The 13,265-nt window shown below is 66.2% G+C and carries 13 protein-coding genes, 1 tRNA gene and 2 pseudogenes; 8 read left to right on the top strand and 8 right to left on the bottom strand.

Annotation, left to right across the window (positions count from 1 at the left end; all coding sequences use genetic code 11):
• Positions 1 to 48: 48 nt before the first annotated feature.
• The 6 genes from E8D38_RS21410 to E8D38_RS21430 are packed head-to-tail and all read right to left on the bottom strand — an operon-like array spanning position 49 to position 3,386.
• Positions 49 to 822 (bottom strand): M90 family metallopeptidase, encoded by a 774-nt coding sequence (locus E8D38_RS21410; RefSeq protein WP_140635389.1) that lies wholly within the window; start codon positions 820 to 822, stop codon positions 49 to 51.
• Positions 819 to 1,643 (bottom strand): UDP-2,3-diacylglucosamine diphosphatase, encoded by an 825-nt coding sequence (locus E8D38_RS21415; RefSeq protein WP_140635391.1) that lies wholly within the window; start codon positions 1,641 to 1,643, stop codon positions 819 to 821. The genes E8D38_RS21410 and E8D38_RS21415 overlap by 4 nt, the downstream gene beginning before the upstream one ends.
• 7 nt (positions 1,644 to 1,650) lie before the next feature.
• Positions 1,651 to 2,151 carry a peptidylprolyl isomerase gene (locus E8D38_RS21420; RefSeq protein WP_140635393.1) on the bottom strand — a complete coding sequence of 167 codons (501 nt, stop codon included), beginning with the start codon at positions 2,149 to 2,151 and terminating at the stop codon, positions 1,651 to 1,653.
• Between the two features lies 1 nt (position 2,152).
• Positions 2,153 to 2,725 (bottom strand): peptidylprolyl isomerase, encoded by a 573-nt coding sequence (locus E8D38_RS21425; RefSeq protein WP_140635395.1) that lies wholly within the window; start codon positions 2,723 to 2,725, stop codon positions 2,153 to 2,155.
• Positions 2,722 to 2,871: a hypothetical protein gene (locus tag E8D38_RS28410; RefSeq protein ID WP_181179323.1), complete on the bottom strand. Its 150-nt coding sequence runs from the start codon at positions 2,869 to 2,871 to the stop codon at positions 2,722 to 2,724. The genes E8D38_RS21425 and E8D38_RS28410 overlap by 4 nt, the downstream gene beginning before the upstream one ends.
• Entirely contained in the window at positions 2,868 to 3,386 is a 519-nt protein-coding gene (locus tag E8D38_RS21430; protein ID WP_140635397.1) for a tetratricopeptide repeat protein, read from the bottom strand. Before E8D38_RS21430 ends, E8D38_RS28410 begins: the two co-directional genes overlap by 4 nt.
• A 199-nt stretch (positions 3,387 to 3,585) precedes the next feature.
• Here E8D38_RS21430 and cysS point away from each other — a divergent pair, with 199 nt between their 5' ends.
• The 7 genes and pseudogenes from cysS to E8D38_RS21465 all read left to right on the top strand — a co-directional run.
• Positions 3,586 to 4,977 carry a cysteine--tRNA ligase gene (gene cysS / locus E8D38_RS21435; protein WP_140635399.1) on the top strand — a complete coding sequence of 464 codons (1,392 nt, stop codon included), beginning with the start codon at positions 3,586 to 3,588 and terminating at the stop codon, positions 4,975 to 4,977.
• A 21-nt stretch (positions 4,978 to 4,998) separates the two neighbouring features.
• Positions 4,999 to 5,640, top strand: a complete 642-nt coding sequence (locus E8D38_RS21440; protein WP_140635420.1) for a DNA-3-methyladenine glycosylase family protein — start codon at positions 4,999 to 5,001, stop codon at positions 5,638 to 5,640.
• Between the two features lie 48 nt (positions 5,641 to 5,688).
• Positions 5,689 to 6,660 (top strand): acetyl-CoA carboxylase carboxyltransferase subunit alpha, encoded by a 972-nt coding sequence (locus tag E8D38_RS21445; RefSeq protein WP_140635401.1) that lies wholly within the window; start codon positions 5,689 to 5,691, stop codon positions 6,658 to 6,660.
• Entirely contained in the window at positions 6,660 to 8,003 is a 1,344-nt protein-coding gene (tilS, locus tag E8D38_RS21450; protein WP_140635403.1) for a tRNA lysidine(34) synthetase TilS, read from the top strand. Before E8D38_RS21445 ends, tilS begins: the two co-directional genes overlap by 1 nt.
• An 85-nt stretch (positions 8,004 to 8,088) precedes the next feature.
• Complete coding sequence (locus E8D38_RS21455; protein WP_140635405.1) at positions 8,089 to 9,357, top strand: aspartate kinase; 1,269 nt, start codon at positions 8,089 to 8,091, stop codon at positions 9,355 to 9,357.
• An 18-nt stretch (positions 9,358 to 9,375) separates the two neighbouring features.
• Positions 9,376 to 9,469: transfer RNA gene (locus E8D38_RS21460), tRNA-Ser, on the top strand.
• A gap of 265 nt (positions 9,470 to 9,734) precedes the next feature.
• A pseudogene (locus E8D38_RS21465) lies at positions 9,735 to 10,131 on the top strand (tyrosine-type recombinase/integrase); the annotation flags it as partial.
• A gap of 226 nt (positions 10,132 to 10,357) precedes the next feature.
• Here the strand turns inward: E8D38_RS21465 and E8D38_RS21470 are convergent.
• Positions 10,358 to 11,404: pseudogene (locus E8D38_RS21470) on the bottom strand (IS1182 family transposase); the annotation flags it as partial.
• A gap of 396 nt (positions 11,405 to 11,800) precedes the next feature.
• On the opposite strand from E8D38_RS21470, the gene E8D38_RS21475 reads away from it, so the two are divergent.
• Positions 11,801 to 12,397, top strand: a complete 597-nt coding sequence (locus E8D38_RS21475) for a hypothetical protein (RefSeq protein WP_181179324.1) — start codon at positions 11,801 to 11,803, stop codon at positions 12,395 to 12,397.
• 304 nt (positions 12,398 to 12,701) lie between these two features.
• Here the strand turns inward: E8D38_RS21475 and E8D38_RS21480 are convergent.
• On the bottom strand, positions 12,702 to 13,265 hold a 564-nt coding region (locus E8D38_RS21480; RefSeq protein WP_140635409.1), incomplete at its 5' end, for an integron integrase.

Raw genomic sequence — 13,265 nt, forward strand, 5'->3', positions numbered from 1 at the left:
CAAGACAAGGGGAGCTTCGGCTCCCCTTGTTGTTTCGGTGTTCGGTGCTTACCCGCCGGGCGCCGGATCCTGCCTGAAGTAGCTGCGCAGCAGGTCGTACAAGGCGGGGTGTTCGGCCAGCAAACCTTGTGGCGCAACGAAGAACGCCTCCGCGGCCACTGGAAAGAACTCCTCCAGACTTTCGGCTCCGTAGGGGTCCAGGAAGGTGTCGAAGCCGCGATCAACGTCTTCGCGCAGCCGCTCGTATTCGCCGCTGAGCACGTCGGACCAGCGTTTCCGCTCCGCGCGCGAAGGCATCGGCGGGATGCCGTCCGCAAGGCCGTCGCGCATGTCGAGTACGTGTACGAACTCGTGGATCACGACGTTGTAGCCCATCTCGGCCGACGCGCCCGCCTCGGCGACGTCGCGCCAGGACAGCATGACGGGTCCGCCTTCCATCGCTTCCCCGGACAGCACTTCGTCGTAGTCGTGCACGACACCAGCTTCGTCTGTCGCCTGACGCCGGGCCACCACCTCGTCCGAGTGCATGACGATTCCGACGAAGCTGTCATAACTTGCCAGCCCCAGCCGGAGGATCGGCAGGCAAGCCTGCGCTGCCACGGCCACCGCCATCTCATCGGTGACAACCAGCCCTCCGGCGCCCGAGAACTCCTTGTCCGCCAGGAACAGGGTGGCCAGCCGGCGCAGCTCTGCCCGGTCAGCCTCATCGCGCTGATGCAGAAACGGGTAGCGCTGCAGCGTGTCGAGCCACAGGCTGTCGGGTATGGCGCGCTGGAGCAGCACCCGGGCTTCGCGCCTGCGCCGCCACCAGTTGCCGATCATGGTGCAGCGGCGTCGATGGGGATCCGCTCGAGGCCTGTGCGGCTCCATCGCAGGACGTCGCCGCGAGGGGACGTCCCGTCGAAATCCCAGTCGCTCAGTACCCAGCGTTCGCATCCGTGCCCGAGGGCCTGGTGCGCCGGTCGGTGCGTATGGCCGTGCACCAGCACCGGTGCGCCTGCCGCCTGCATCCAGCGGACCATTGCGGCCGGGTCGAGGTCGCCATAGCCTTCGACGTCGTGACCCTGCTGGCGGCGCTGTTCGCTGGCGTCGCGAATCTGCCTGGCCAACGCCCTGCGCTCCGGCAATGGGCGCGCAAGCACGGCATGCTGCCATGCAGGCTGGCGCACCTGTGCGCGGAAGCGCTGGTACTCCCGGTCGTCCAGGCAAAGGGCGTCCCCATGGGTCAGCAGCACGTGGCGGCCGAAGGCGCTGAGGACGGTTGGGTCGTGCAGGGCAGCCACGCCGCAATTGCCGAGCAGGTCGGCTCCGACGAGGAAGTCTCGGTTTCCCGCCATGAAGGCCACGGGCCTCACCTTTGCTGCGGCTGCCAGCAAGGCGGCGCAGCGCTTCTCGAACCCTTCGAAGCGCGCGTCGTCTCCAACCCAGGCCTCGAACAGGTCGCCGAGGATGAACACCGCGTCAGCCGTCGTGCCGAACAGGTGGGCCTCGAGTGCCGCGAAGGTGCGGGGCGTCGACTCTTGAAGGTGCAGGTCCGACAGGAAGTCGATGCTTTTCCAGTGGGGTGGGGCCTCGTACCGCGAGAACCGCGGCAGGTCCAGTGAAAGGTCGGCCGAAGAGCCAGACGTCGAGGCCACCACCATCCGCAACTCAGGCCTCGACGGCCTTCTCGATCACCACGTCTTCCAGCGGCACGTCGTCATGGAAGCCGCTGCGCCCGGTTCGCACCTTCTCGATCTGGTCGACGATCTCGGTGCCGCCGACGACCTTGCCGAACACTGCATAGCCCCAGCCCTGCGGGCTCTCGGACTTGAAGTTCAGGAATTCGTTGTTGGCCGTGTTGATGAAGAACTGTGCCGTGGCCGAGTGGGGCGCGTTCGTGCGGGCCATGGCCAGGGTGTACTTCTCGTTCTTCAGGCCGTTGCCGGCCTCGTTCTCGATGGCGGCGTCAGTGGCCTTCTGCTTGAGGCCCGGCTCGAAGCCGCCGCCCTGGATCATGAAGCCCTTGATGACGCGGTGGAACACGGTGCCGTTGTAGTGGCCCTTGCGCACGTAGTTCAGGAAGTTCTCGACGGACTTCGGCGCCTTGGCGTCGTCGAGCTCGAGGCGGATGACGCCTTGCTTGGTGTGCAGTTCGACAAACTTGCTCATCTCATTTCTCCACAGTGGCTTTCTTGATGACGACCGGCTCGACCGGCACGTTCTGGTGCGGGCCCCGATTGCCGGTCTGGACCGACTTGATCTTGTCGACGACTTCCATGCCCGACACGACCTTGCCGAACACCGCGTAGCCGTTGCCGTCGCGGGAGTTGGCCTGGTCGAGGAAGGCGTTGTCCTTCACGTTGATGAAGAACTGTGCGGTGGCCGAGTTCGGGTCCATGGTGCGAGCCATCGCCACCGTGCCGCGCTCGTTCTTCAGGCCGTTGCGGCTTTCGAGCGGAATCGGCGGACGCGTCGGCTTTTCGTTCATGTCGGCGGTCATGCCGCCGCCCTGGATCATGAAGTTGTCGATCACGCGATGAAAGATCGTCCCGTCGTAGTGTCCGGCCTTCACGTACTGCACGAAGTTGTCGACCGTCTTGGGAGCCTTCTTCCGATCGAGTTCGAGCACGATGTCGCCGGCACTCGTGGCCAGCTTGACCTTCTGCGCGAGCGCTGCCGTCGACGTGGCCACGGCGAACAGGGTGGCGGCCACCACGGGCAGACAGGACGCGAAACGTTTCATCCGATCACTCCTTCGAAAAAGATCTTCCATTGTCCACCTTCCTTGCCCCAGCACTGCTGCTTGACAGGGCCGGTGAACGGCAGGCGTGCCTGCGCTTGCGCGACCTGGCGTGCCAGCTCGAGCGTCTTGCGGCTCGAACCGTTCAAGGCGCCGCGGCGCCCTGCGCCGTGCCGCCGATGCGGCTGCGGTGCGTGAACAGCTCGCGGATGAGCGCCAGCTTGGGCGGCACCGCCGCATTGCCGCCGTCGATCTGCAGGGCCTTCGCATAGGCCTGGCTTGCCAGCTTTGCGTAGACGTCGCCCAGGTTTTCGTAGGCAGTCGCATAGCTCGGGCTGATGCGGATGGCCATCTCGAGGGCAGTGCGCGCCTTGTCGTACTGGTTCTGGCCGGCGTACAGCACCGCCAGGTTGTTGTAGGGCTCGGGCAACTCAGGGTAGTCGTCGGCGAGCTTCACGAACATGTTGATCGCTTCGTTCTGCCGGCCCAGTTCGACCAGGGCGACACCCTTGACGAAACGCAGCTGCGCGTCCTTCGGTTCGGCGGCCAGGGCCTTGTCGGCGCGCTGCAGCGCCTCGGCAGTCTGGCCGCTCTTGAGCAGCTTCTGGATCTCGGAGAGCTCGTTCGCAGGAGCCGCCGCCGAGAATGCCAGCGCTGCCGTCATCGTCGCGAGTGGTCTGTACCAGCGGGAACCGCGAGAGGCGGGGGGGCGTTGCGGCATGGGCGGGACTTGCTTCACGCTGCGCAACAAGGGGCGCAGATATACTGCCGAAATTGTATCTGAGGGCCCAGGCGACACAGCCCTGGGGCGTGCCCAGTGCGGTCACGCCGCTGCAAGCAGATGCTCGCTTTCCCAGCCTCCCATGACCTTGCGCATCCACAACACGCTCACGCGTCAGACAGAAGCCTTTGCGCCGATCGAACCCGGCCACGTGCGCATGTACGTGTGCGGCATGACCATCTACGACCTCTGTCATGTGGGGCATGCCCGCATGATGATGGCCTTCGACGTGGTGCAGCGCTGGCTGAAGGTGAGCGGCTATCGCGTGACCTATGTGCGCAACATCACGGACATCGACGACAAGATCATCAAGCGTGCGCTGGAGCGGGGCATCTCCATCCGTGAGCTCACCGAAGAGATGACGCAGGCGATGCACCGCGACATCGGCGCCCTGGGCATCGAGCGCCCCACGCACGAGCCGCGCGCCACGGAATACGTGTCCCACATGGTCGACCTGATCGGCCAGCTCGAGGACAAGGGTCTCGCCTATCGGGCGTCGAACGGCGACGTGAACTTCGCGGTCCGCAAGTTCCCGGGTTACGGCAAGCTTTCCGGCAAGTCGCTCGACCAGCTGCGTGCCGGTGAGCGGGTGGCTGTGGCCGAAGGCAAGGACGATCCGCTGGACTTCGTGCTGTGGAAGGCCGCAAAGCCCGAGGAGCCGAAGGACGCCAAGTACGAAGCACCCTTCGGCGCAGGCCGGCCCGGGTGGCACATCGAATGCTCCGCCATGAGCTGTGCCCTCCTGGGCGAAACCTTCGACATTCACGGCGGTGGCATGGACCTGCAGTTTCCGCACCACGAGAACGAGATCGCCCAGAGCGAGGGCGCGACCGGACGGCCGTTCGTCAAGGTCTGGATGCACAACGGCTTCCTGAACGTCGACAACGAGAAGATGTCGAAGTCGCTCGGCAACTTCTTCACCATCCGCGACGTCCTCAAGAGCTACGACGGCGAGACGGTGCGCTTCTTCATGTTGCGGGTGCACTACCGCAGCCCGTTCAACTACAGCGATGCCGGGCTCGACGACGCCAGACAGGCGCTGCGGCGCCTCTACACCGCGCTCGACGGCATCGAAGCCGACCCCGTGGCGGTCGACTGGAACGAGCCGCACGCTGCCCGCTTCAAGGCGGCGATGGACGACGACTTCAACACGCCGATTGCCGTGTCGGTGCTCTTCGAGCTGGCGGCCGAGGTCAACCGCACGCGGTCTGCACAACAGGCGGCGCAGCTGAAGGCGCTCGGCGCCACGCTCGGCCTGCTTCAGCAGGCGCCGCGTGCCTACCTGCAAGGCGGTGCTGCGCTCGATGAAGCAGCGATCCAGGCACTCATCGCTTCGCGTGCGGCGGCGAAGCAGGCCCGCAATTTCGCCGAGGCCGATCGCATCCGCAAGGAGCTCGCAGAGCAGGGCATCGAACTCAAGGACACCCCGGCCGGTACCACCTGGGTCACGGTTGCTGCCGCACCGAAGGCCTGAGACACCGTGGCGCGCACTTCCATGCCCAGCCTCGTCACGCCCGACTATTGGGACGACGCCTGCAAGTACCTCGCCAAGCGCGACCGAGTCATGCGCAAGCTGATCCCGCAGTTCGGCGAGGCCCGCCTGCAAAGCCGCGGCGATGCGTTCACCACGCTGGCGCGTTCCATCGTGGGGCAGCAGATCTCGGTGAAGGCCGCGCAGTCGGTGTGGGACCGGTTTGCCTCGCTGCTGCCCGGCCCCACGCACCGCATACCGCCCAGTGCAGTGCTCGAACTCGACGCGGCCGAGATGCGGGCCGCAGGGCTTTCGGCTCGCAAGATCGAATACCTGCACGACCTCGCGGCGCATTTCGACTCGGGCACGGTGCACGTGAAAGCCTGGGCCGGCATGGACGACGAGGCGATCATCGAGGAACTGGTGGCCATCCGCGGAATCGGCCGCTGGACGGCCGAGATGTTCCTGATCTTTCACCTGATGCGCCCCAACGTGCTGCCGCTGGACGACCTGGGGCTGCTCAAGGGCATCAGCCAGAGCTATTTCAGCGGCGAGCCCGTCTCCCGCGTGGAGGCTCGCGAAGTGGGTGACGCCTGGGCGCCGTTCCGCTCGGTGGCCACCTGGTACCTGTGGCGCAGCCTTGACCCGCTGCCCGTTGACTACTAAAACCGCGTCTGGACGCGGCCGACGAACCTTCGAAAAGGAAAAGTTGGGATGAGCAAGAGACACTTCCTCGAATTCGAGCAGCCCATTGCCGAGCTCGAGACCAAGATCGACGAACTGCGTTATGTGCAGAACGAGTCGGCTGTCGACATCTCGGAAGAGATTGACCGCCTGAGCAAGAAGAGCCAGCAGCTCACCAAGGACATCTACTCCAGCCTGTCGCCCTGGCAGGTGACGCAGATCGCGCGTCACCCGCAACGGCCGTACACGCTGGACTATGTGAACGAGATCTTCACCGACTTCCAGGAACTGCACGGCGACCGCGCGTTTGCCGACGACCTTTCCATCGTCGGCGGCCTCGCCCGCTTCAACGGCCAGGCCTGCATGGTGCTCGGCCACCAGAAGGGCCGCGACACGAAAGAGCGTGCCGCGCGCAACTTCGGCATGTCGCGCCCCGAGGGCTATCGCAAGGCCCTGCGCCTGATGAAGTTGGCCGAGAAGTTCGGCGTGCCGGTGTTCACCTTCGTCGACACGCCCGGTGCCTATCCCGGCATCGGCGCCGAGGAACGCGGCCAGTCCGAAGCGATCGGCCGCAACATCTTCGAGATGGCGCAGCTCGAGGTGCCGATCATCGCCACCATCATCGGCGAGGGCGGCTCCGGCGGCGCGCTGGCCATCAGCGTGGCCGACCAGGTGCTGATGCTGCAGTTCTCTGTGTATTCGGTGATCTCGCCCGAGGGTTGTGCGTCCATCCTCTGGAAGACCTCAGAGCGTGCGTCCGAAGCCGCCGAGGCACTGGGCATCACCGCGCACCGGCTCAAGGCGCTGGGGCTCGTCGACAAGATCGTCAACGAGCCCGTGGGCGGGGCACATCGCGACACCAAGCAGATGTGCGCCTACCTGAAGCGCGCGCTCAACGACGCGCTGCGCCAGGTCATCGACCTCAAGCCGAAGGAGCTGCTGCAGCACCGCTATGAGCGCCTGCAGAGCTACGGCCGCTTCACCGACACCAAAGATCGCTGATGAACCCGCCGGCGGTGGTGGCGGTCGCCTACAGCGGGGGCCGCGATTCCACTGCCTTGCTGCATGCCACGCTGCAGGCCGCCCGGCACAGCGGCGTGCAGGTGGCCGCACTGCATGTGCATCACGGGCTCAGCCCGCTCGCGGACGACTGGCTGGCGCATTGCCAGGACCAGTGCGACCGCTGGGCTCGCGAGGGGCTGCCGGTCAACCTGTTGCATGAACACCTGCACCTGAAGCCCGGGCGCGGCCAGAGCATCGAGGCATTGGCTCGCACGGCGCGCTATGCGGCCCTGCGCCGCCTGGCGCAACAGGCCGGGGCCGGCATCGTGCTGCTGGCGCATCACCGCCGCGATCAGGCCGAGACCCTTCTGCTGCAAGCGCTGCGCGGCGCCGGGGTGGCCGGCTTGTCCGGCATGCCCGCCGTGGCGGAGCGTGACGGTCTGACCTGGGCGCGCCCCTGGCTCTGCCAGCCACGGGAGGCCGTCGAGGCCTACGTGCGCCGCCACCGTCTCCCCCACGTGGACGACGACAGCAACGACGATCCGCGCTTTGCCCGCAACCGGCTGCGGCTGCAGGTCTGGCCGGCCTTGCTGGATGCGTTTCCGCAGGCAGAGGCCACGCTGGCTGACGCTGCCGCATGGTCCCAGGAAGCGGCTGCATGCCTGGCCGATCTGGCCGCGCTCGACCTCGCTGCGCTGCAGGCAGGCGCGCGCCTGCAGGTGGCGTCCTGGAGGGCGCTTGAACCCCACCGGGCACGCAACGCGCTTCGAGCGTGGCTGCGCGGCAAGGGCGGTGAGGCGCCCACGGCCGCCGAGCTGACCCGCCTGTGCGACGAACTGCCGGGGCAGTCGCCCGCCACATGGACCTTGAAGACCGGTGTGCTGCGCCGGTACCGGGGGTGGCTCACGTTCGAGCCGCTCTGTGACCAGGGGCAGGCCGCCTCGGCACCGCCGCGCGAGGCCGTGGTGCGCATCACGCGTGCCGGGCGCTACGCCTTGCCGGGTTGGGGCGGGCAACTGGTGGTGCGCCGGGTGACCGAAGACGGCGTGGCGCTCGGTCGGCTGGGCCAGCTCCGGCTCGCGCCACGTGTGGGCGGCGAGCAATTCCAGGCCGGGGCAGGGCGGCCCGCCCGCGCCCTCAAGAAGCAATACCAGGCCGCTGGGGTGCCGGCGTGGGCGCGCGAGGGGCCGCTGCTCTACGACGGCGAGCAACTCGTCTTTGCGCCCGGCCTGGGCGTGGACGAGCGCGTACGGGCCGCCAAGGGCGAGGCTCAGGTCAGCCTCGAATGGGTGCCGCAGGCCGCTGCCGCTTCTGAGCCTGCACGGCCAGCCAGGAAGTCTTAAGCGCTGCCGCTAAAATCGCAGGCTCTTCGCGTTTCGCGGCGCGAACTGGCACGACTCACCCTCCAACCCCGCGCATTCCATTTCCATGGCACTGATCGTTCACAAATACGGCGGCACGTCGATGGGCTCGACCGAGCGCATCAAGAATGTCGCCAAGCGTGTGGCCAAGTGGCACCGGGCTGGCCACCAGATGGTGGTCGTGCCCTCGGCCATGAGCGGCGAAACCAACCGCCTGCTCGGGCTCGCCAAAGAAGTCTCACCCGCTTCGCAGACGCCCGAACTCGCGCGCGAGCTCGACATGATCGCCGCCACCGGCGAGCAGGTGTCGTCCGGGCTGCTGTCGCTCGCCCTGCAGGCCGAAGGCCTCCAGGCGGTGAGCTATGCAGGGTGGCAGGTGCCCGTGAAGACCGACTCGTCGTACACGAAGGCGCGTATCCAGAGCATCGACGACGCGCGCGTGCGCGCAGACCTCGAAGCCGGCAAGGTGGTGGTCATCACCGGCTTCCAGGGCATCGACGAAGAAGGTCATGTGACCACCCTCGGCCGCGGCGGCTCGGACACGTCCGCGGTGGCGGTGGCAGCAGCCCTCAAGGCCCACGAGTGCCTCATCTACACCGACGTGGACGGCGTCTACACGACCGACCCGCGCGTGGTGCCCGAAGCGCGCCGGCTGCATGCCATCAGCTTCGAGGAAATGCTCGAGATGGCGAGCCTGGGCAGCAAGGTGCTGCAGATCCGCTCGGTCGAATTCGCCGGCAAGTACCGTGTGCCGCTGCGCGTGCTGTCGAGCTTCACGCCCTGGGACATCCCACTCGACGAAGAAGCCAAGTCGGGCACGCTGATCACCTTTGAGGAAGACGAAAAGATGGAACAAGCCGTTGTATCGGGCATTGCCTTCAACCGAGACGAAGCGAAGGTCACCCTGCTGGGCGTGCCCGACAAGCCGGGCATCGCTTTCCAGATCCTCGGTCCGGTGGCCGAGGCCAACATCGACGTTGACGTGATCATCCAGAACGTCTCGCACGACGGGAAGACCGACTTCTCGTTCACCGTGCACCGCAACGACTACGCACGCACGATCGAGCTGCTGAAGAACCAGGTCGGCCCCAAGCTGGGCGCCGCCGAGGTGGTGGGTGACGCGAAGATCTGCAAGGTCAGTATCGTGGGCATCGGCATGCGCAGCCACGTGGGCGTGGCCAGCAAGATGTTCCGCGCCCTCAGCGAGGAGGCCATCAACATCCAGATGATCTCCACGAGCGAAATCAAGACCAGCGTGGTGATCGACGAGAAATACATGGAATTGGCCGTGCGTGCCCTGCACAAGGCGTTCGATCTGGACGAACCTGCGGCATAATCGCGGCTTCCGATTTCCGGAGACGTGACCGAGAGGCCGAAGGTGCTCCCCTGCTAAGGGAGTATGCGCGCTAAAACGTGCATCGAGGGTTCGAATCCCTCCGTCTCCGCCAGTGATATGTCCTAGGCGATCTCGCAAGGACCGACAAAAGCCCCGCAAACCCAGTGTTGGCGGGGCTTTTTCCGTTTCCGGACGTCCCAGACGGTGCTTTGACAGCCAGGCATTTCCGGGGGCACATTTGGGGGCACAAATCTGGAGCGCTGGGGGCACATTTTCTGGTGGCCGCTTTGGAGCGACGCCGATGCAGCCTGCCGAAGTGCAACCTGTCCCGAGGGGAGGGCGCGAGCGCGGTTTGCCGACTCGCTCGGGCTGTACCGCGCATCCCGGCTGAGCGCATGAAGATGCGCACGTCTCACATCGTGCCGTTGTCGAGACAGGCGGTGGAGGTGTTGCGGTGCTTGTGCGAGCTCAAGGGAATGAGTGACTTGCTGTTCCCCGGGGAGCGGGATCACGAGAAGCCGATGAGCAACAACACCCTTCAAGGCGCTCGAGCGCATAGGCTTCAAGGGCCGCATGACCGGCCACGGGTTCCGCGGAGTGGCCTCTACGATGCTGCACGAAATGGGCTTCGACCATGCCCATATCGAACTGCAACTGGCACACCAGGAGCGCGATGCGGTCAGCGCGGCCTACAACTTCGCGACCTATCTACCGCAGCGGCGCAAGACGATGCAGGCTTGGGCCGATCGGCTCGATCATTTGCGGAAGACTTGATCTCCTCCTGCAAGGCAAGGCCTCTCCGTGGGCCGTACGACCGGTTTTGCTTGGAGATTGCCGATGTAGCGTCGGGCCCAGACTGAGGCCGTGTGCAAACAGCCGCGGCGAGCGGACGCGAGGGTCGCGGCGGTGATCGCGGTTTGCGCGCACGAAGCTTGAGTCGGCCGCATGCGCCCCCAGCGCTCGGGCTCTACGCCCTCATCTCTGCGATCAGCTCTTGTGACCGGTAGATGGCTTGCTGGCCCGCAGGGCATCGGTACACGTCGTGTCGACTGTCGTAGATGAAGTCGCGCTTGTCGAAGCGGCCCTCGAACTTGCCGCCCGATGTCAGCGGCTTCGGCACCATCGCCGCAATGCCTGCGCGTTCGCACTCGAGGATCTGGTATCCCTCGAAGTAGCCGCGGTCCGCCAACACAATCGGCCTCGGATGTCCAGCTGCTGCCTTGGCTGCCTTCGCCATCGCAGCCAGCTGCCCGCGATCCGTCGCGGAGTTGGTCACCTCGTGCGCGACGATCAGGTGGTGCTTCGCGTCGACCGCGGTTTGCACGTTGTACCCGACGACCGCTGATCCCAGACGGCTGGTTGCCATGGAACGAGCGTCCGGGTCGGTCATGGAGATCTGCCGTTCCTGCGTGGACTGCAGTTGCTGTTCGATCTCGCCGAGCCCGCGCATCTGCTCCTTGATCTTGGCGATCTTCTCCTTCAGCCGCGCCGCCCGCTCAGGAAGGACAACGGCCGGATCGCGATCAGCGCGATCGAGCTTAGCGAGGTAGCGGTTGATGCTGTGCTCCAGCTGCTGCATCCGCACCTGGATCTTGTGGCTGGTGAAGTTCTTGTCGCGGTTGTTCACCGCCTTGAACTTGCTTCCGTCGATGGCAACGACGCCGTCGGCGAACAGTTTGAGTCGCCGGCACAGCAGGACGAACTCGCGACGCATCTTGCGGATCGCATCGCCATGGTCCTTGCGGAAGTCAGCGATGGTTTTGAAGTCCGGTGCCAGGCGGCCCGTCAGCCACATCAGCTCGACGTTGCGCTGCGCTTCGCGCTCCAGGCGTCGGCTCGACTGCACCTGGTTGAGGTAGCCATAGATGTAGATCTTCAGCAGCACCGCCGGGTGGTACGACGGCCGGCCGGTTGCCGCTGGCTCCGCGCCATCGAGGCCGAGCCGCAGCGGCTTCAACTCGTCAACGAAGACGTCGACGACCCGCACTGGGTTGTCAAGCGGTCGCTCAGCGGCTGGCGCCGGCGTTCTGAAGGTCTTTGAGCGCAGATCACCAGGCGAGTCGCTAGACTGGCCTTCGATGCATGCTGCGAGCACTCGACCCGCCCGATGCCAGAGCAATCCGAACATCTCGGCCCCCCTGATACCGGCTCGTCCTCCGCTGGCACATCGCCGCAGGGGCGTGCGCTCGACATCGCCGCACTCGGCCTCGATGCGCGCGATCGTGCCGTGCTGGTCTCGATGACGCGCATGCTCGATGGCCAAGCTGGCCTACGCCTGCGCTGGGTGGAAGACGCTGCCGCCTGTACCACACTCTTCGTGCCGCACGACTGGTCCCAGTACGTCTCGCCTCCGCGGGTGCTGGTGCGGCTTACGCCACGCGGCGCGACGCCGGCCCACTCGCCGCGTGGCCTTTCGGTGGCCTCGCCACTGCGGATCAGCGAGATGACAGACGTGCTAGAGGCCGCAGCAGCGCTGTACGACCTGGCGCGCGGCGCCGTGCAGCGCGAGCATGCCCGCGTGGCGCTGCACGCGTTGCGCGACCTGCTGGTCGGGGACTTGCTCGCCGGCGAGCGTCGACGCACCCTGTTTCCCGTGGGTGACGGGCACGCCATGGTCGTCGACTTCCGCACAGGTGAGATCACGAGCTCGATGCAGCAGGCCGAGCTGCTGGGGCGGCCGCTGCTGCTGGCCGACCCGCAACGCGCCTCCGACACCGTGTCGTGGCCAGGTGCGATCCACACCTTGCGGTTGTCGACGTTGCTGTGGGGCATGACGCACGCCCTCATCGACCAGGGCGTCTCGCCGCACACCATCAATGGCCGCTACCAGCTCATACGCCCGCCCGAGCCTGCAGCCCTCTCGCGTCCGAGCACGTCGCGGCTGGTGGCTGCCTGGACGCAGCGCGCCATGAGCGTTGCCGAAGCGGCCGCGGCGAGCCGGCTCTCGGCGTTCGAGATCCTGTGGTTCCTGAGTACGGCGTTGGCCCTGGGCATCGCCGTGCCGGCTGCTGGGTCACAGGCGGGTACGACGCAGGCCTGAGCAGGCGGGGGCCGAGGAGAGGTCTCGGCGGCGGCGCTCAAGACTCCGGCCGGGTTCCCAAGTTCAAGCGACGCCCCGCCTCCGCCGGATCTCCAGGTTTGGGGGTGTCTCCTCGGGGTGCTGAGAGGAATGGAGACTGTTTGCTGCCGGTCCGATCGGACGGACTTGCGACCGCCGTCAGCCGGAGCGGAGGCCTTCGTCTACGACCCAGCGAGCAATCATCTCGTGGCGAGGGGCGACGCTGACTCCGCTCGGCCACAAGCTGACGTCCGTGAACGTCTGTTGAGCTGGCACCGCAGAGCGGTCATGAAGCGGGGCCCAGCGCATCCAGTGGGCTGCATACTGCACCACCGGCCACCTTGAGCACATGCGTGTAGATCATCGTGGTGGCTACATCGGCGTGCCCCAGCAGGTCCTGCACCGTGCGGATGTCATAGCCGGCCCGCAGCAAGTGCCTGGCAAACGAGTGACGCAACGTGTGCGGTGGGGCCAGGCGCTGCACGCCGGCCCGTTCGATCGCTCGCTTGAACGCACGCTGGAAGGTCTGGCCGTACACATGGTGCCGGCGCACCACGCCACTGCGGGGATCGACTGAATGCTTGGCCTGCGGAAACACCCAGAACCAGGCCCACGACCATGCCGCTCGCGGGTACTTGCGCTCCAGCGCCGTGGGTAACTCCACCGAGGCACGGCCGGACGCCACGTCGGCTTGCCACAGTGTCCGTGCGCAAGCGAGCTGTTCGTACAGCGGTGCCACGAGGGAGCGAGGCAACATCACCACCCGATCCTTGCCGCCCTTGCCCTCCCGCACCAGGATCACCTGCCGGTCGAACTCCAGGTCCTTGACGCGCAACTGCAGGCCTTCGTT

The sequence above is a fragment of the Methylibium rhizosphaerae genome, from assembly GCF_006386545.1.
Classification (GTDB): Bacteria; Pseudomonadota; Gammaproteobacteria; order Burkholderiales; family Burkholderiaceae_C; genus Pseudorivibacter; species Pseudorivibacter rhizosphaerae.